This is a genomic window from Marivita sp. NO-S04 (assembly GCF_059070475.1).
Map to the genome: position 1 here is coordinate 2,917,499 of NZ_CM180980.1, position 18,437 is coordinate 2,935,935.

The 18,437-nt window shown below is 63.7% G+C and carries 18 protein-coding genes; 8 read left to right on the top strand and 10 right to left on the bottom strand.

All coding sequences use genetic code 11. From position 1 onward, the window contains the following. Positions 1–18: 18 nt before the first annotated feature. The 3 genes from istA (at position 19) to ACK3EW_RS14945 (ending at position 2,765) form a co-directional block, all read left to right on the top strand. Positions 19–1,515 (top strand): IS21 family transposase, encoded by a 1,497-nt coding sequence (gene istA / locus ACK3EW_RS14935; protein WP_493809689.1) that lies wholly within the window; start codon positions 19–21, stop codon positions 1,513–1,515. Then, the gene (gene istB, locus ACK3EW_RS14940) at positions 1,512–2,279 is read left to right on the top strand and encodes an IS21-like element helper ATPase IstB (RefSeq protein ID WP_493806540.1); all 768 of its coding nucleotides are present in this window, start codon (positions 1,512–1,514) and stop codon (positions 2,277–2,279) included. Before istA ends, istB begins: the two co-directional genes overlap by 4 nt. A gap of 183 nt (positions 2,280–2,462) precedes the next feature. After that, positions 2,463–2,765: a multicopper oxidase domain-containing protein gene (locus ACK3EW_RS14945; protein WP_493806816.1), complete on the top strand. Its 303-nt coding sequence runs from the start codon at positions 2,463–2,465 to the stop codon at positions 2,763–2,765. 4 nt (positions 2,766–2,769) lie between these two features. Here the strand turns inward: ACK3EW_RS14945 and ACK3EW_RS14950 are convergent, their stop codons facing one another. Further along, a complete protein-coding gene (locus ACK3EW_RS14950; RefSeq protein ID WP_493806817.1) occupies positions 2,770–4,074 on the bottom strand; it encodes a replication-associated recombination protein A in 1,305 nt (434 codons plus the stop codon). A gap of 3 nt (positions 4,075–4,077) precedes the next feature. Further along, positions 4,078–5,475: a trypsin-like peptidase domain-containing protein gene (locus ACK3EW_RS14955; RefSeq protein WP_493806818.1), complete on the bottom strand. Its 1,398-nt coding sequence runs from the start codon at positions 5,473–5,475 to the stop codon at positions 4,078–4,080. A 265-nt stretch (positions 5,476–5,740) separates the two neighbouring features. On the opposite strand from ACK3EW_RS14955, the gene ACK3EW_RS14960 reads away from it, so the two are divergent. After that, positions 5,741–6,916: a tyrosine-type recombinase/integrase gene (locus tag ACK3EW_RS14960; protein WP_493806819.1), complete on the top strand. Its 1,176-nt coding sequence runs from the start codon at positions 5,741–5,743 to the stop codon at positions 6,914–6,916. A gap of 23 nt (positions 6,917–6,939) precedes the next feature. Here ACK3EW_RS14960 and ACK3EW_RS14965 read toward each other — a convergent pair whose 3' ends face one another. Next, positions 6,940–7,236, bottom strand: coding sequence for a conjugal transfer protein TraD (locus tag ACK3EW_RS14965; protein WP_493806820.1), 297 nt, complete (start codon positions 7,234–7,236; stop codon positions 6,940–6,942). Further along, entirely contained in the window at positions 7,181–7,507 is a 327-nt protein-coding gene (locus ACK3EW_RS14970) for a conjugal transfer protein TraD (protein WP_493806821.1), read from the bottom strand. Before ACK3EW_RS14970 ends, ACK3EW_RS14965 begins: the two co-directional genes overlap by 56 nt. Positions 7,508–7,679: 172 nt before the next feature. On the opposite strand from ACK3EW_RS14970, the gene traA reads away from it, so the two are divergent. The 4 genes from traA to ACK3EW_RS14990 all read left to right on the top strand — a co-directional run bounded on the left by traA (position 7,680) and on the right by ACK3EW_RS14990 (position 11,846). After that, complete coding sequence (traA, locus tag ACK3EW_RS14975; protein WP_493806822.1) at positions 7,680–10,535, top strand: Ti-type conjugative transfer relaxase TraA; 2,856 nt, start codon at positions 7,680–7,682, stop codon at positions 10,533–10,535. 130 nt (positions 10,536–10,665) lie between these two features. Continuing rightward, on the top strand, positions 10,666–10,872 hold the full coding sequence (locus tag ACK3EW_RS14980; RefSeq protein ID WP_493806823.1) for a helix-turn-helix transcriptional regulator: 207 nt from the start codon (positions 10,666–10,668) through the stop codon (positions 10,870–10,872). 111 nt (positions 10,873–10,983) lie between these two features. Next, on the top strand, positions 10,984–11,334 hold the full coding sequence (locus tag ACK3EW_RS14985) for an MbcA/ParS/Xre antitoxin family protein (protein ID WP_493806824.1): 351 nt from the start codon (positions 10,984–10,986) through the stop codon (positions 11,332–11,334). Further along, entirely contained in the window at positions 11,334–11,846 is a 513-nt protein-coding gene (locus tag ACK3EW_RS14990; RefSeq protein WP_493806825.1) for an RES family NAD+ phosphorylase, read from the top strand. Before ACK3EW_RS14985 ends, ACK3EW_RS14990 begins: the two co-directional genes overlap by 1 nt. A 109-nt stretch (positions 11,847–11,955) precedes the next feature. Here ACK3EW_RS14990 and tnpC read toward each other — a convergent pair whose 3' ends face one another. The 6 genes from tnpC to tmpA form a co-directional block, all read right to left on the bottom strand. Continuing rightward, positions 11,956–13,524, bottom strand: a complete 1,569-nt coding sequence (gene tnpC / locus ACK3EW_RS14995) for an IS66 family transposase (protein ID WP_301070747.1) — start codon at positions 13,522–13,524, stop codon at positions 11,956–11,958. 55 nt (positions 13,525–13,579) lie between these two features. Next, the gene (gene tnpB / locus ACK3EW_RS15000) at positions 13,580–13,933 is read right to left on the bottom strand and encodes an IS66 family insertion sequence element accessory protein TnpB (protein ID WP_301070749.1); all 354 of its coding nucleotides are present in this window, start codon (positions 13,931–13,933) and stop codon (positions 13,580–13,582) included. Then, entirely contained in the window at positions 13,930–14,334 is a 405-nt protein-coding gene (tnpA, locus tag ACK3EW_RS15005; protein WP_301070753.1) for an IS66-like element accessory protein TnpA, read from the bottom strand. The genes tnpB and tnpA overlap by 4 nt, the downstream gene beginning before the upstream one ends. Before the next feature lie 309 nt (positions 14,335–14,643). Further along, positions 14,644–16,569, bottom strand: a complete 1,926-nt coding sequence (locus tag ACK3EW_RS15010; protein ID WP_493806826.1) for an acyl CoA:acetate/3-ketoacid CoA transferase — start codon at positions 16,567–16,569, stop codon at positions 14,644–14,646. A 119-nt stretch (positions 16,570–16,688) separates the two neighbouring features. After that, the gene (tmpB, locus tag ACK3EW_RS15015) at positions 16,689–17,279 is read right to left on the bottom strand and encodes a (R)-1-hydroxy-2-trimethylaminoethylphosphonate oxygenase (protein ID WP_493806827.1); all 591 of its coding nucleotides are present in this window, start codon (positions 17,277–17,279) and stop codon (positions 16,689–16,691) included. After that, complete coding sequence (gene tmpA, locus ACK3EW_RS15020) at positions 17,276–18,424, bottom strand: 2-trimethylaminoethylphosphonate dioxygenase (RefSeq protein ID WP_493806828.1); 1,149 nt, start codon at positions 18,422–18,424, stop codon at positions 17,276–17,278. Before tmpA ends, tmpB begins: the two co-directional genes overlap by 4 nt. Positions 18,425–18,437: the final 13 nt, after the last annotated feature.

Consider the following 18,437-nt stretch of genomic DNA (forward strand, 5'->3'; position numbering starts at 1 on the left):
GGCAGGGAGGGCGGGGAGATCTATACCGTGGAACTTTACAAGAAGGTTCGCTTGGCGTGTTCCGAGGGCATGAGCGCGCGGGCGGCGGCGAAGCATTTCAACATTTCGCGTGGGACGGTTGATAAGATGTTGGCCTTTTCGGTGCCGCCTGGCTACCGGCGGGACAAGCCGATCAGGCGGCCGAAGCTGGACGGGTTCACCGAGTTCATTGACGCCTGGCTTGAAGCCGACAAGGTCGTGCATCGCAAGCAGCGTCATACGGCCAAGCGGATATGGGAACGGCTTCAGGCCGAGCACGGCTTCACCGGAGGCTATACGATCGTCAAGGATTACGTGCGTGATCGCGAGCGGCGGACCCGGGAGATGTTTGTGCCGCTGGCTCATCCGCCGGGCCATGCTCAGGCCGATTTTGGCGAAGCGGTTGTCGTCATCGGCGGTGTCGAGCAGAAGGCGCACTTCTTCGTCATGGACCTGCCGCACAGCGATGCCTATTTCGTCCGGGCCTATCCAGCGGCGACGGCGGAGGCCTGGATAGACGGCCATGTCCGCGCGTTTGACTTCTTCGGCGGGGTGCCGCAGTCGGTGCTCTACGACAACGACCGCTGCCTGGTGTCGAAGATCCAACCGGACGGCACGCGCATCCGCGCCGCGCTGTTCAGCGGCTTGCAGTCGCATTACCTGTTTCGGGATCGCTATAGTCGGCCCGGGAAGGGGAACGACAAGGGCGCTGTCGAGGGGATGGTCGGCTACGCCCGCCGCAACCACATGGTGCCGATCCCCCACTTTGCCAGTTGGGACGATTTCAACGCAGACCTTGAAGGGCAGTGCCGCGCACGCCTGACGCGCATTCTTCGGGGTCACAAGGAGACGATCGGTGAGAGGTTGCAGCGCGATCTGGTCGCGATGCGCCCCCTGCCTGCCGCCCCGTTCGACGCCTGCGACCAAGCGGGCGGCAGGGTCAGCTCGCAGTCTCTCGTGCGCTATGACACCAACGATTACTCGGTCCCGGTCGCCTATGGCCACCAGGATGTCTGGATCCGCGGCTATGTCGATGAGGTCGTGATCGGCTGTCGCGGGGAGGTGATCGCCCGACACCCGCGCTGTTACGATCGCGAGGACATGATCTTTGATCCGGTTCACTACCTCCCGCTGATCGAGCGCAAGATCAATGCCTTGGACCAGGCCGCACCCTTGGCGGAATGGGACCTGCCCGAAGAGTTCCAGACTTTGCGCCGCCTGATGGAGGCGCGCATGCTCAAGATGGGGCGCCGCGAGTATGTGCAGGTGCTGCGTCTGCTCGAGACCTTCGAGATGGATGACCTGCATGCCGCCGTGAAGAAGGCCCTGAAGCTGGGCGCGGTCGGCTTCGACGCCGTGAAGCACCTCGTGCTTTGTCAGGTGGAGAAGCGCCCCCCGAGGCTTGATCTCGATGTCTACCCCTACTTGCCGCGGGCGAATGTCGAGACGACGCGGGCGGCCAGCTACATGGCCTTGATGTCGGAGGCGGCGGAATGACCGAGGCCCCGAAGATCCTGCTTGCCCACCATCTGAAGACGCTGAAGCTGCCCACATTCTTGCGGGAGCACGAGAAGGTTGCGCGTCAATGCGCCGCCGAAGGACTGGACCATGTCCAGTTCCTGTCGCGCCTCGTGGAACTGGAACTCATTGACCGCGAGCGGCGGATGGTCGAGCGCCGCATCAAGGCCGCGAAGTTCCCGGCCACCAAAAGCCTCGACAGCTTCGACTTCAAGGCGATCCCGAAGCTGAACAAGATGCAGGTGCTGGAACTGGGGCGTTGCGAATGGATCGACCGGCGTGAGAACGTGATCGCCCTCGGGCCCAGCGGAACCGGCAAAACCCACATTGCACTGGGCTTGGGACTGGCAGCCTGCCAGAAGGGCATGTCTGTCAGCTTCACCACCGCCGCCGCGCTGGTCAACGAGCTGATGGAGGCGCGAGACGAACGTCGGCTGCTGCGCGTCCAGAAGCAGATGGCTGCCGTGAAGCTGCTGATCATCGACGAGCTCGGATTCGTGCCCCTGTCCAAGACCGGCGCCGAGCTGCTTTTTGAGATGATCTCCCAGCGCTACGAGCGCGGCGCCACGCTGATCACCAGCAATCTGCCCTTCGATGAATGGACCGAGACCTTCGGCACCGAGCGGCTGACCGGCGCGCTCCTCGACCGGTTGACCCACCACGTCAACATCCTCGAGATGAACGGCGAAAGCTATCGCCTCGCGCAAAGCCGCGCACGCAAGCCCGGCGAAAACATCAACTGATCCAAAGCCCAGACTTGGACCTGACGGTCCAAGGCGGCCAGTCACCCGCCAGCTACATGGAGAGCGCGGCTGACTGGCCGCCGCTCATCACCCGCGTCCCGCGTAAACCCAAAGTGGCCCAGTTTTGCGCCGCCCCGTGGCCTAATTTTACTCCGCCGTTGACAACGTGGCCTCTTCTGGGCGTTGAACGGCGTGGCGGGGCGACCCGAAACACCGCTGCTGGACCTGTCGCTTGGCGAAAGCGCTCGGATTGGCATGGCCAACAACACGGCGTTCCCGCACGGGATGCACCTGCACGGGATGCATTTCTCGGAGGTTCTGGCAGATGGGTCACTGGGGCCCTTACGCGACACGATCCTGCTGAACCCGCAGGAAACTCGCGAAATAGCGTTTCAGGCGCACAATCCCGGGGATTGGCTGTTCCATTGCCACATGCTGGCCCATCATCAGGCGGGCATGGGCAGCTGGATCAGAGTCTCGGCCTAATCCGTCAGTCGTTTCTCTTGGCCCGCAGCTTGGCGAAATAGTCGATGCGCTTTTTCAGGTCACGTTCAAAACCACGTTCGACTGGTGCGTAGAACTCGGTTCGTCCCATTGATTCCGGAAAGTAGTCCTGTCCCGAAAACCCGTCTTCAGCGTCATGATCGTAGGAATAGCCAGTGCCGTAGCCCTGCTCTTTCATCAACTTGGTCGGGGCATTCAGGATGTGTTTGGGCGGCACCAGTGATCCGGTCTTTTTCGCTGCCGCGCGTGCGCCTTTGTAAGCCGCGTAGACCGCGTTCGATTTTGGCGCGAGGGCGATATAGACCAGCGCCTGCGCGATGGCCAATTCGCCTTCAGGGCTGCCGAGACGTTCAAAGGTTTCCCAGCTTTGCAGACAGATTGCTTGCGCCTGCGGATCGGCCAACCCAATGTCTTCGACCGCCATGCGGGTGATGCGTCTGGCTAGGTAGCGGGGGTCTTCGCCCGCATCGAGCATCCGCGCATACCAATAAAGAGCGGCATCCGGGTCTGACCCGCGCACCGATTTGTGGAGCGCCGAAATCAGATTGTAATGCGCATCCCCCGATTTGTCGTACTGCGCCGCGCGTTTCATTAAGCGCTGCCCAAGCGCCGCACTATCAAGCGGTTTGTCGACATGCCACGCCATAACCTGCTCAATCAGATTGAGCAGCGCACGACCGTCGCCATCGGCCATGTCCAACAGGTTTTCCCGTGCCGAGGCATCCAACGGTAAAGTCCGGTCCAATTCGGCTTCTGCGCGCTGGGCTAGGCGTTCGAGATCGACCAGATTGAGCCGTTCCAGAACCAGAACCTGCGCTCGACTGAGCAAAGCGGCATTGAGCTCAAAAGAAGGGTTTTCGGTCGTCGCGCCAACCAAAAGGATCGTTCCATCTTCCATATGCGGAAGGAACCCGTCCTGCTGCGCCTTATTGAAACGGTGGATCTCGTCCACGAACAGCAATGTGCCCTGCCCCGCTTTGCGCCGTTGCTTGGCCGCGTCAAACACTTTGCGCAATTCAGGAACGCCAGAAAAGATCGCGCTGATCTGGACGAAATGCAGCTCTGTCTCATCTGCGAGCAGGCGCGCAATCGTGGTCTTACCCACACCCGGCGGCCCCCAAAAAACCACCGATCCAAGGCTGCTCGCCTCAAGCATCACGGTGAGCGGCGCGTCAGGCCCGATGACCTGCGACTGGCCGATCACTTCGGAAAGTTTGCGCGGGCGCAACCGATCCGCGAGCGGTCGAGGCGCCTCTTTGGGCGCGTCACCCGTGTCGAACAGGTCCGCCACCGATCAAGCCCGGAACCGAAGGATCAGGCGTTGTCCGCCTCGTTCCGCTTCGATCGACACGTTTGGGGCGGCCTGTCTAAGGGCAGGGCCAACATCTGATGGTGACTGAATAACAAAGCGATTCACCCGGCGGATCACGTCACCTGTTTGAAGCCCAACACGACGCCCCAACGGTCCTGCTTCGATCACCACAATGCCATCCTTATTCAACGGCAGCCCAAGCTCGGCCGTCACCGCCGGATTGACCCGTGCCACGTGCAGTCCCGTCAGGACCTCTCCCTCGGACAGTACACGCGCCTCTCGTGGTGGCTGGTCAGGCGGCGCGATAAGGGCGACAGTGGTGTGAAAAAGCTCACCATTTCGAAGGTACACCATCTCGACCTCTTCACCCAGACCTTCGACCGACATACGGAACAACATCTCGGCGGGTGTGTTCACTGGCTTTCCCGCAACTTCGACAACGACATCGCCCACGTCAATGCCCGCAGTCGAGAGCGGGCTGGCACGATGCAACGCGGTGATGATGACACCTTCGGGACGCAGCAAACCAAGTCCATCGGACAGATCGGCATCCACCGGTTGCCCGGTCGCGCCGGCCCAAGGACGTTCAAAGGCGGTTTTCCCAGCGCGCGCCTGATCCAGAAATTGTGCGACCAATGCGGCCGGAATGGCAAACCCGATGCCGTTCGACCCACCGGACCGTGTCAGGATCGACGTGTTGATCCCAATCATCCGCCCCGCGATATCAATCAGTGCGCCGCCGGAATTTCCCGGATTGATCGGCGCATCGGTCTGGATGAAATACCCACGCCCATTCCCGGTGGCCGTACCGGACCGGGCAAGACCAGAAACGATACCTGAAGACACCGTCTGACCCACACCAAAGGGGTTGCCGATGGCCAAAACCAACTCTCCAACCTCAACCGTATCGCTGTCGCGCAATGTAAGATACGGCATTGCGTCGGTGTCGATCTTGAGAATTGCGAGGTCGGATTCTTCGTCACCAATCAAAACGCGGGCTTGGTATTCGCGGCGATCGTTCAGCACGACACGAATATCGTCGGCCTGCCCGACGACGTGGTAATTTGACACGACGAACCCATCCGGAGACACGATAACCCCAGAGCCCAGAGAGTTCTGAACCCGAGGGCGCGGCGCGCCGAAGTCTCTGAAAAGCCCTCCAAAAAACGGATCGCCTTCGAACGGACTGCGCTGTGATTGAACAACGCGGCGTGCATAGATGTTCACAACGGCGGGTGCGGCTTCCTTGACCAAAGGCGCAAAAGACAGGCTGATTTCAGCCGCAGAATTCGGCACACGGGGTGTGCTGTCCGATTGCGCAAGGCCCTGCCCCGCAAGCAGGCCGAACATGACAATGCAAAGAACTTTGATCCCGGTCATGGCGTGGATATGTCGCCGGCCAAAGGGTTTTGCAAGACAGCTTTTCAGGGAAAAACCAGTGGCAGCCCGTAGGGCTACATAACCCCTTCGTCATACTGTCTCGCGACATTGCAAAAAATCATTTCTTAGCATATGCTTGATAGATAAACGGGGCCTCACCTGTCCCAGTCGATTTCACTCTGTCCCACCATTTGTCCCACCATTTCTCATGCCGAGTGGTGGGACAAATGGCGGGACAGAAGTTTAGGCCTGAGAGGGCAGCAGGATGGGAAAACTGTCGGTCAAGCGCGTCGCCGCAACCCGCAAGCCGGGGATGTATGGAGATGGCGACGGGCTCTACCTCCGGGTCGGGCCGACCGGCGCGAAATCCTGGATCCTGCGCACCCTCGTTCATGGCCGACGTCGGGAGTTGGGCTTGGGCAGCCTCGCCTGGATGAGCCTCGCCGAGGCCCGCGAGGAGGCGCGCAAGCTGCGCACCGAGGCCCGGTCGGGGCGCGACCCGGACCTGCTTCGGAAACGCGAAGAGTTAAGCTTCGAAGAGGCCGCGAAGCGTCATCACGCCTCGCTCTCCCGCACCCTCAAGAGCGACCGTCACGCGGAGCTCTGGCTGCGGTCGCTGGAACTCTACGCCTTCCCGAAGATCGGCAAGCGTCCGATCCAGTCCATCACCTCGGCCGATGTCCTCGCCATCCTGAACCCGATCTGGGCGAAGAAGCATGATACGGCACGCCGGGTGAAACAGCGCATTGCCGCCGTCTTCGACTGGGCGAAAGGGGCAGGGCACTATCCGCACGAGAACCCCGTTGCGGGGTTGAAGAAGGCGCTGCCGGCCGTGAAGCGGAAGGCCGAGCACATGGCGGCGATGCCTTGGCGCGAGTTGCCTGCCTTCATGGCGCAGCTTGCGGCGCGCGAGGCGGTCTCGGCCCGGTGTCTCGAATTCCTGATCCTGACCGCGCTGCGCAGCGGCGAGGTGCGGGGCGCGGAATGGTCTGAGCTCGATCTGGAGGCCGGTGTGTGGCTGGTGCCCGACGCGCGGATGAAGCGCGGAGTACCGCATCGCGTGCCCCTCTCGCCCGAGGCGCTGGCGGTGCTCGAAAAGGTCCGTGGCCTCGATCCAACTTGCGTCTTTCCCAGCCCGAAACGCGGCAAAGATCACAAGGCACAGCCTCTCTCCGTCATGGCCTTCAAGCCGCTCCTTGGCCGCATGGGCGCGGACGGGTTCACGGTGCACGGCTTCCGCTCCACCTTCCGCGACTGGTGCAGCGAGAGCGCCCATGCGGATCGCGAGGTGGCCGAGACCGCGCTGTCGCATGCGACCGGCAACGAGGTCGAACGGGCCTATGCGCGCTCCGATCTTTTCGACCGCCGCCGCGCATTGATGGACGCCTGGGGGAGGTTCGCCACGGGCAAGAGCGGCGAGGTCGTGGAGCTGGTCCGGTGAGCCGGGTACACTTCCTCACTTCCTCACTTCCCTGCCTTCTCCTTCGCTTCCATCTCGAATGCCGCGCGCCCCCAGTCGCGCCAGACATTGCGCGCGTGCTCGCCTGGCTCACCTTCGAGCCGGTCGGCCATCCAAAGGAGCGCGCCGAAGATGAGCGTCCGGTCATCGCCCGTGATCTGGACGATGCCCGCCTTCTTCATGAGCCCGCCGAGCTCGATCAGCTGCCGGGTGCGCTTGCGCCGGTCCATCTGCCAGTCGCGCCGGTCATGCCGCGCCCGGGCCGCCTGCAGGCGGTTCAGCGCGGCCCGGTTTCGTTTCACTGCCGCCTCGGTCGCCGCTATCCGTCTGACCAGATCGCCGGGTCTTGCCCCGAAACATCACCGCCCCGCGTTTCGCCCAGGCCTCCCGCATCGCCGCGTCCGTCGTCTCGGCCAGCACGCTCAGCGCGCCCGCCAATTCCTCGGGCGCCAGCGCGTCGGCCCCGGTTGCGATGACCAGCTCACCCAGCTGCTGGACCTTGCGCGTCTTCAACTCCCGCGCCTTGTCCTCGAGCGCCTTCAGCTCTGCGTCGTAATCCCGTGGTTTGCGCATGTCATCCTCCTCAAGTGGTTGATGCGATGAGGATAGCCGTACCCCGGCCGAAAGGCTCCAGGGTCGCCGGGACAGCGCGGGACGGCCCGGTCCCGACCGAGAATTTTTCGAGGGAGGGCGCGCTTATACGTCGTTCCGACGTCGCGGTGCCCGTGGCACAGATCGCCTCATCATGGCGATCTATCACCTCCACATGAAGGTCATCGGACGGTCCTCCGGCGCGAGTGCGGTCGCGGCCGCCGCCTACCGCTCGGCCTCACGGCTCCGCGACGAGCGGATCGAGCGCAGCCACGACTTCACCGCCAAGCGCGGCGTCGTGCATTCCGAGGTGCGGTTGCCCGAGGGGGCGCCGGATGCCCTGTCGGATCGTGAATGCCTCTGGAACGCGGTCGAGGCCTGTGAAGTGCGACGCGACGCGCAGCTCGCACGCGAGCTGGAGTTCGCCCTGCCGCGCGAGATGACGCAAGCGCAGGCGATCGATCTGGCGCGCGACTTCGTGCGGTCCGAGTTCGTCGAGCGCGGCATGATCGCCGACCTGAACGTGCATTGGGACCGGACCGCCGACGGCATGCCCAAACCCCATGCCCATGTGATGCTGACGATGCGGTCAGTGGACGAGAACGGCTTTGGCCCCAAGGTACGCGAGTGGAACCGCACCGACCTGCTGGTACGCTGGCGGGAACGCTGGGCGGAGGTCGCGAATGCGCGGCTGGCCGAGCTCGACATCGACGCGCGGATCGATCATCGGAGCCTCGAGGCGCAGGGCATCGCGCTGGAACCGCAGGACAAGATCGGCGCGCCCGCGCAGCGGATCATTGGCGAGGGGCGCGAGGCCGACCGCGCCGAGATGCACCGGTCCATCGCGCGCGAGAACGGCACCCGGATCATCGCCGACCCGAGCCTCGCACTCGACGCGATAACCCGGCAGCAGGCAACCTTCAACCGGCGCGACATGGCCGCCTTCGCGCATCGCCACAGCGACGGGCCGGGCCTGTTCGACGCTGTGCTGGGGGCCATGCGCCGCACGCCCGACCTGGTGGCGCTGGGGCAGGATGCTCGGGGCGACGAGCGCTTCACCACGCGCGACATGCTGGAGACCGAACAGCGCCTGCACCGCGCGGCGTTGACTATGGCGGAGCGGGCGCGGCACGCGGTCGAGTCGCGTGACCGCGATGCAGCCCTTGCCCGTGCCGAGGCGCGCGGTCTGATCCTGTCCGCAGAGCAGGCCGAGGCGCTCACTCATGTTACCGACGGGCGCGATCTCGGGATCGTCATCGGCCATGCCGGGACGGGGAAGAGCGCGATGCTTGGCGTGGCGCGCGAGGCCTGGGAGGCGGCGGGCTACCGCGTCCGCGGCGCGGCGCTCTCGGGGATCGCGGCCGAGAACCTCGAGGGCGGATCGGAGATCGGGTCCCGCACGATCGCGAGCCTCGAACACGGCTGGGCGCAGGGCCGGGATGCTCTGTCTCCGCGCGACATCCTCGTGATCGACGAGGCCGGGATGGTCGGAACGCGGCAGCTCGAGCGTGTGCTGTCGCAGGCCTCCGAGGCCGGGGCCAAGGTGGTGCTGGTCGGCGATCCGCGGCAGCTGCAGTCGATCGAGGCGGGGGCCGCCTTCCGGTCACTCCACGAAGACCATGGCGGTGCGCGGATCGGCGAGGTGCGCCGCCAGCGCGAGGACTGGCAGCGGGAGGCGACGCGCGATCTTGCGACTGGGCAGACCGCGGCGGCGTTGGCGGCCTACGAGACCCATGGCCATGTCCATGCGGCGGCCACCCGTGAAGCCGCGCGCGAGGCCCTGATCGAGGGCTGGGACCGCGACCGGCAGGCCGACCCCGACGCCAGCCGCATCATCCTGACCCATACCAACGACGAGGTGCGCGCGCTGAACCTCACCGCGCGGGAGCGGATGCGGGCGGCGGGGGATCTCGGCTCGGAGTTCCGGCTGACCGTCGAGCGGGGTGAGCGGGACTTCGCCACAGGCGACCGCATCATGTTCCTGCAGAACGACCGGGGCCTCGGCGTGAAGAACGGCACGCTGGGGACCATCGACGCGCTGGACCCGCACGCGATGACCGTGCACACCGATGACGGCCGCGCCATCCGCTGCGATTTCAAAGACTACGATCGGATCGACCACGGCTACGCGGCGACGATCCACAAGGCCCAAGGCATGACGGTCGACCGCGCCCATGTGCTGGCCACGCCCGGCCTCGATGCGCATGCCAGCTACGTGGCTCTCACCCGGCACCGCGACGGGGTGGAGCTGCACTACGGTCGCGACGACTTCGCGAGCCCTGAGCGGCTTGCCCGGACCCTCGGCCGCGAGCGGGCGAAGGACATGGCGCTCGACCACGCGCAGGCTGACCCAGCCGAGGACTTTGCGGCGCGCCGGGGGATCGACTTCGAAAGCCATGACGTTGAGCCGCCCGACCAGCGCCTGCAACCTGACGACCTGGCCGAGGCGCGAGAGGCGGCGCTCCGCCCGGCCCGCGCCCGCGCGATGATCCGCCATGCCGAGGCCGTCCAAAACGTCTTCGAGACACTGGCCCAAGGCGACAAGGCCAGCCCGGAGCAGCTGCGCATCCTCAACCGCGCCCGGGATGCCTTCGAAGCCATGCGCCCGAGCGGCTGGCGCGATGCCGAGGCCGCCTATCTGAAGGATCCGACCCTCGCGCGGGACGCTGCCAAGGGTCAGCTCAATCGCGCGATCCGCGCCTTGCAGCTCGAGACCGAACTCCGCACCGACCCTCGCGCCCGCGCCGACCGCTTCGTCGAACGCTGGCAGACGCTGGACCGTCGCAGCGGCGCGCAGTACCGCGCGGGCGATTACACCGGTTACCACGCATCCCGGAAGGCCATGACCGACATGGCCCGCGGCCTGCAGCGCGATCCGCAGCTGGAGTCCCTCCTCGCGAACCGCAAACGCGACCTCGGCATCTCCAGCGACATGGGACGGCGACTCGGCCAAGAACTCGCCTTCAGCCATGGGCTGGAGCTCGGTCGCAGCCGCGGTCTCGGACTCTGACACCCGTCCGATCTGCCGCCGTCAGTACGCGCTGACCCTACGCCGACCCGGACGCGCTTGCCCTCCCATCCCGGCCCGGCCTGACTGGACCAACAGCCCTCGCACCACCCCAGCAGGAGCCAGCACAGCCATGCCCGACCCCGACCGCATCATCCGCCTTCGCACCGTCCTCGCCCGGACCGGCCTGTCCCGCTCGACCCTCTACCGCAAGATCGCCGAGGGCACGTTCCCGGCCCAGCTCCGCATCTCCGTCCACGGCGCGGGCTGGCGCGAATCCGAGATCGACCGCTGGGTCGCCGACCCGGTCGCATGGCGGCCGGAAGGGGAGGGGCGGTGACATCGTGCGATCACATTGCCTCTTGGCAGCCAAAAAACGGATAGGGTGGCACACTTGTTTGTCGGTCAATTTAACGCTATATAACGTCAGTATTGCTGTCGGAGCGCTGCCATGCAAATCGCAAATTTCACAGAAGCCGGTCAGTTCGAGCCGCGCCGCATCGCAGCCGCGCTGCGCACCTCTGCCGAAGAGGTGGCGATGACGGTCGGACTGGGCAAGGACGCCTTGCAGCGACGGACCCGGATCGGTTCGGACAAGACTCAGCGCCGTCTGCGGGAACTTGTGGAGATCCTGAACAAGGTCGAACCGCGCTTCGGCTCGGCGCTTATCGCCTATGCCTGGTACCGGTCGGAGCCCCTGGCCGGATTCGACGGACGCACCGCGATGCAGCTGGTGCAGGAGGGCAAGGCGCAACAGGTGCTCGAATACATCGACGCGGTGGACGCGGGCGTCTTCGCCTGATGGCGCTGACCGGTGACGCCTATCGGGGCCTGCTCTACCGCGCTCTGAACCCCGTCTATGCCCGCATGCCCCTGTCCGGGCGCGGGGCGGAACTGTATGGGGGGCGATTCAACCCCAAGGGCACGCCCGCGCTGTATTCTGCGCTCGACCCGGTCACGGCGCTGCGCGAGGCCAACCAGGTGGGCAGTCTACAGCCGACGATCCTCGTCTCCTACCGGGCTGATATCGCGCCCGTGTTCGACACGCGGGAGGCCGGACAGCTCTCTGCTTGCGGAATGACCAATGAGATGCTGGCCGATCCCGGCTGGCGCCTTGCCATGCTCGAGGGGCAGAGGGTGCCGACACAGGACTTCGCGCGCAACCTGATTGCTGAGGGTTATGCTGGCCTGCTTGTCCGAAGCTTCGCGAAGGGTGCGGGGGATGCTGACCTCAATCTGGTTCTTTGGAAGTGGGGCGAAGTGGGATGTTCGCTCCAAGTGGTTGATGACGAGGGGCGGTTGGACAAGATGTGAGGGTCGGAGTGCCTAGAGAATGACGCGGAGCACAACGACAGGGCCCGTTTTCACTACGATGGAAGGGTCCGAGGAAAAGTGTAAGCGGTGTCTGAAGGGCACTTGGGTTTCAGCTTGACGGCTGGAAGTTCCAAGGAAGCAACTCGTCGATGCGGTGTTGCGGATGTCCGGCCGCAATGGCTTCGAGCGTAGCCTTGAGATAGGCGAAAGGCTCGATGGCGTTGATCTTGGCGGTCTCGATCAGGGATGCGATGCGGCCCCATGCCTTGCCCCCCTCGTCATGACCGGCGAACAATGCGTTTTTCCTGTTCAAAGCAATCGGCCTGACCAGATTTTCGACCTTGTTGGAGTCGATCTCGACGCGTCCGTCCGTCAGGAAGGTCTGCAAACCATCCCAGTGTCGGTGGATGTAGGCAAGCTTCTCTCCGAGGCGCGATTTGGCCGAGATGCGCAGGCGCTGCGCTTGTAGCCAGATGCCGAAGGCTTCGACCAGTGGCGCGGATCGTGCCTGGCGCGCTGACAGGCGCTGGCCCGGGGACGTGTCGCGGATGTCTTTCTCGACGGCATAGATTCCTGCGATCTGGCGCAGGCCCTCGGCGGCGATCTCGGAACCATCGCGATCGAAGATTTCCTTGAGCTTGCGACGCGCATGCGCCCAGCAATGGGCGACAACGATCGGATCACCGCCCTTGCGGTCAGGGCGCGTCAGCCGGTTGTAGCCCTGGTAGCCATCGAGTTGCAGCGTGCCGTTGAAGCCGGTCAGGAATTTCTCGGCATTCTCCCCGCGGCGATCGGGAGCATAGAAAAAGACGACCCCGGGGGGATCATCGCCGCCCCATGACCGATCATCGCGCGCCAGAGCCCAGAGGTAGCCTGTTTTTGTCCGCCCGCGGCCCGGATCGAGGACCGGCGCCGTGGTTTCGTCCATGAACAGCTTCGTGGATGTCTTCAGGTGCTCGGCCAGCCGGTCCACGATGGGTCCAAGGTGGAAAGCTGCCACACCGACCCAATCAGCCAGCGTCGAGCGGTGAATGTCGATGCCAGAGCGGGCGAGGATCTGTGATTGTCGGTAGAGCGGGGCATGGTCCGCATATTTGCTGACCAGAACATGCGCGATGGCGCCTTCGGTTGGGAGCCCGCCCTCGATCAGCCATGCGGGCGTCGGTGCTTGTGTGACCCCATCGGTGCAGGTGCGGCAGGCATATTTTGGGCGGACCGTCACGATCACACGGCACTGTGCCGGGACGATGTCGAGCCGCTCGTTGCGGTCCTCGCCGATCCTGTGCATCTGCCCGCAACCACAGGGGCACATCAGGCTGTCGGGTTCGACTACCTGCTCGATGCGTGGCAAACCGGCGGGCAGGTTGCCGCGGTTGCGCCTGGCCACTCGCTTTCGCTTGGGCTTGTCGTCTCCGGGCGTCTGCACCTTCTTTTGTTCACGGGCCTCGGCGACGGCAGCTTCAAGATCCTCGAAGGTCAGCTGGCGATCATCTTCGCTGAGCTTCTCGGACTTCTTGCCGTGGACCACCTGGTTCAGCTCGGCCACCAGATGCTCAAGACGTTTGACGATGTCCTCCAGCTCCGCGGCCCGCGCAGCTTTTGCCTTCAAGGCCTCAAAAGCTACGCGGTATTCCGGTGGCAGGACGGACAGATCGAGGTCTTTGGCAGCGGCGCTCATGATCAGTATTATACACTGGGATCAAAGCCATGATCCCTGCATTCGTCGCCCCGAGTCACTCCGCCGCAGCTGGTGGGCGGGTCTCCAGCGCCTTGACCTTGCGCCAGTCCAGCCCGGAAAAAAGCGCCTCGAACTGTGCGTGGTTCAGCGCCATCATTCCGTCCTTGATCGTGGGCCAGGTGAAGGTCGTGTCCTCGAGCCGTTTGTAGGCCATGACCAGACCGCTGCCGTCCCAATAGAGAAGCTTCAGCCGGTCCAAGCGCTTGGCCCGAAACAGGAACACTGTCCCGGTGAACGGATCTTTGCGGAGCACGGTCTGCACCATGGCTGTCAGCCCGTCGTGTCCTTTTCTGAAGTCAACCGGCTGCGTTGCCACCAAAATGCGCACACGGTTCGAAGGGAAGATCATGCGCCACCCCCAAGCGCACGCACGATGTCCCCAATCCGGGCTGCAGGCGTGGCACCGTCCAGCCGGACAGAAACCGATCCAGCTACGATCTCGATTGCCCTACTCGCCGAACCCGTATCTTCCGCCGATGGCGAACTTTCGACATCGAACATCACCAACGGGGCGAAGTCCGTGTCAGCCTCTGGCGCGGGCAAAACAAGTTCACCATCCTTGGCCAGCCGCCGCCATCCCGACAGGTGGTTCGGGCGAAGGTTATACTTGCGCGCAACGTCATTCACCGTTGCTCCAGGCACCAGCGTTTCTGCCACGATCCGCGCTTTCACACGATCTGGCCACCGTCGGCTCCCGGTCCGTGAGACCTCAACGCCCAAACGCGTGAGAAACTCGTTCGTAGTCTCCATGGCGAAACTCACCTCCTGTTATCCAACAGGGCGTGAGTCTCAAATCACAAGGATCAAGAGAAGGTGGGCGCCACACAGCGCTTACGGAAAAGTGACCGGATCCGACAGAAAGCCTTTCATACCACTGATCTGATGTCCGGAACTTCGTCGCGAACGGCCCACTCCTGCCGTTCATCGGTGACGCCTTCGCTGCAGTGCGGCTACACCAAACCGGCCATTCGTGCTTCGCGCAGCATTTTTCGAGGGTGAGGGTCGGCAGTGCGGACGAAGCCGTCTTTCTGTGTTGCTCCGAGGGGATCCGCTGCCCCCTCACTTCAGCCGGTCAAGAAACGCCTGCGCGGCCTCCCGCGTCTCGAATATATGTGGTGACGCGCTTGGAAGGGTTTCGCCCAGCTTCAAGCGCATGAACGCGGAGCCGGAGTAGCGCGTGACTGTCTTGTAGAACCGGCTCTCCAGGTCCGCGACCATTTCGGCGTAGTGCTTGGCGATATCATCGTCGAGCTGGAAGCTGTCGTAATTCACAACGACGTCCACCTTGTCCGTAAGTGGGCCGCAGACCTCCATGACCTGCCTGCGGACCTGCTCGATTTCCTCGATTGACCGGATCCGCATCTTCTCGAAATTGATGAAGAGACGGCCCTTGGCAACGTCCAGGGCAATGCGCTCGGGCAGGTCGAGGTGCAGAAGCTCACGCTTCAGTTCCATGGGGTCAGAGCGGAAGATCCGCACATCCATGTCGCGGACATCCTCTATGATCGGGTGGAAGCCCATATGCCGAAGGATATCGCGTTCGATGTTGATACCCGGCGCAACTTCAACCAACTGAAGCCCATCGGATCGCAACTGGAAAACGCAGCGTTCGGTCACATAGAGCACCGGTTGACCAAGACGAGCGGCGCGTTTGCCAGAGAAAGTCACTTGTTCGACGGCGTCGAGGAACTTCCTTGATGTGCCCTCCGCTCGAATCGTCAATGCGCCGTCGCCGACCTCGACGTCGATGCCCTTCGCGGTGAACGTCCCGGCGAAGACCAGCGCCTTGGCGTTCTGGCTGATGTTGATGAACCCGCCCGCGCCGGCCAGCCGAGGGCCAAAGCGCGAGACGTTGACGTTACCCTGTCCATCGGCTTGCGCCAGACCGAGGCACGCCATATCGAGCCCGCCACCATCGTAGAAGCCGAACTGCGCGTTCTGAGGTATGACGGCATCGACATCGACAGCCGCCCCGAAATCGAGGCCTGAGGCGGGCTGGCCACCGACGACACCGGGCTCGGCAGTCAGGGTCACATGATCCAGCAAACCCTCTTCGGCGGAAACGGCAGCGACGCCTTCGGGCATGCCGATGCCAAGGTTGATCACACCGTTCACCGGGAGTTCGAATGCACAGCGTCGCGCGATGACCTTTCGCGCATCGAGTGGCATATGCGGGATCTCGCCCTCGGGCGGGCGGATGCGATTGGTGAACGCGTGGGAAAAGGCCGTCCGGTAGGTCTGCATGTGCATCTCCGGGGGCGCGACAACGACAGCATCCACGAAGATCCCGGGGATCTGCACCTCACGCGCGGGGAGGCTGCGCCCACGGGCAAGGCGTTCGACCTGAACGATGACGATACCGCCCGCGTTCTTCACTGCCATCGCTTGGGCAAGGTTGTCGATGATCAGCGCCTCCCGCTCCATCGTGATGTTGCCGGTCTCATCGGCTGTCGTACCGCGCAACAAGGCAACTGTCAGTTTCGGCGCGGGATAGAACAGGTATTGCTCATCGCCGCGCGTCATGAGCTCGACCTGTGGCTCCACCGAAATGTCGTTGACGGCACCACCGCCGTTCCGTGGATCGACGAACGTGTCCAAACCGACCTTGGTGATCATCCCGGGCTTGCCCGCCGCGGCGTCGCGGAAAAGCTGGCTGATGCAACCTTGAGGTAGGTTCCACCCCTCTATCTTGCCTTCGACGGCAAGCGCCGCGACCTTTGGAATGAGGCCCCAATGCCCACCCACGACACGGCTGAGGAGGCCCTCATGCCCGAGGCGGTTCAGTCCGCGCTCGCCACCGTCTCCTTGCCCTGCCGCAAAGACCAGTGACAGGTTTCTGGGATGCCCTGTCTCTAGAAACCGATTTTCGACCGCTGCAAGGAGTGCATCTGGTACGCCAATCCCAACAAAGCCGGACGTCGTCAGCACGTCCCCATCCTTGATCAGAGCGGCGGCATCTGCGCCCGAAATCACCTTCCTGTGCATAAGCGTCTCCTCCTAACCCGCATGTTTTCCGTAGACGCGCGGCGTGTCCAGCGTCAGATGTTGGCCAAGGATGGCCGTCCATTGCCCACCAACCTCACGTGATCGAGTGCCCTGTGCAATCAGGTGCCGGACAGGTGCTTGTCGACCATCCGCTGCACCATTGGCGCGAAATGCCAGAAGTCGGGCGTTTCCATCCCCGCGACCTTTCCGGCCTCGTCGAGATAGCGAACGGCGATGATCTGCTTGAGGTTCGGGTTCTTCTCGAACTCGACAACTTCCTCGGGCGACATCGGGCCGCCTTGCAGGTTCAAGGAATGGATCGACGCCTCGGAGAGGCGCTTGAAATACTCGGGGCGGGTCGCACAGAGGTAACGCTTTGCCGCGACGTGGTAGCGGCAGCAATCGGTGACGACGGACGGAAAGAACCGCTCCAACACCTCGGCGCCGGCGTCCTCGTGATGGCGGTCCTCGGTGTCGTTCATCGTGAAGGTGCCGAATTCGCTGGTGAAATGGCCGATGTCATGCAGCAGCGCGCCGACGATGATGTCTTCGGGCTGGCCGTTACGTTCGGCGATCGTGGCCCCTTGCAGCATGTGTTCGCCCATGGTCACGGGCTCGCCCAGGTATTCCTCGCCGCCGCGCCGATCAAAGATCGAGCCGATAAAGGCGACAATGGTCTCGGCGGTCAGGCTGTTGATATCGGGTTTCATTCTGCGGCCTCCAGCACGCCCTCGCGGCACATCGCGTCATAGGCCGATCGCAGCCCGTCCTTGTCAGCGTAGCAGCCCTGCAGCCAGCGCGTCCCCTCGCCGGAATAGCCTTTGCGCGCGTGCAACACGCGCGTGTTGTCGACGACAAAGGCCTCGCCCGGGTTCAGGCGGAAGGTCACCTCCATGGCGGTATCGTCGATGATCTCGCCCAGACGGCGATAGGCGGCGTAATAGGCCTCCATCTTGTCGAAAGGCACATCCGTCACCGCCGCGAAAGAGCGGTTGTTGAAGCGGATACCGATCAACTCGCCGTCCGGGGCCAATTCGATCATCGGGCGGCGCGAGGTCAGGCAAACGCCTGCCTCACCAGCATATTCGAACCGCGCGCAATGATCGGCCAGCAGGCCGAACCCTTCGGGGTTTTCCTCACGCAGGCGCAGGGCTGCGGCGAAGCCATCGACCACCATGTTCTCGCCCCCCGCGGCAGAGCTCTCGAGGCAGTAGAGAACCTGGATCGTCGGCACCGGGTCGCGATACGGATTGTCAGTATGCGCCTGAAGCCCAAGACCCGTGAAGGCGAGGTTGGTCGGGTTCACCTCGGTCCTCACCTCGAAGTGGCGACCATAGTTCGTCTCGCGCACATAGCCGAAGAGATTGACGATGCGAAACAGCGCCCCCGGTTCGACCGGCGCGTTCACCACCTTGGCAAAGCCATAGCGCACGATCTGCCCCAGCCAGTCGCGCAACGGCGCGCCGCCCTGTTGCAACTGGGCAAAATCACCGCAGGGCACGGCGTCCATCAGCCCGGCATCCCAAAGCTGGGTCCCATCGGGCAACCAGCCCCGCGCCGTGCCGGCGGGCCGGTCATAAGCATGCGACGCGAGCCATTCAGAATCGAATTGAACGGTCTTTTCCTCCGGCACAAAACGGACTTGCACCGTCCCATCAGGGGCGATCTCGGCCGCCGCGATCCGGGTCTCGGCGGGGATGTCGCGCAATGCAATCAACCGCTGCCCGTTTCCAGGGGAGCGTGTTTCGGCATCCTGCGCATTGTCCCGCAGCCAGATCGCGTGAAACCGGTGCGGGCCTGTGGCCGTTTCAAAGGTCAGAAAGGTTCCGGACGGATCGAGTGCGACTGACGGCATGAGAGTCCCCAAG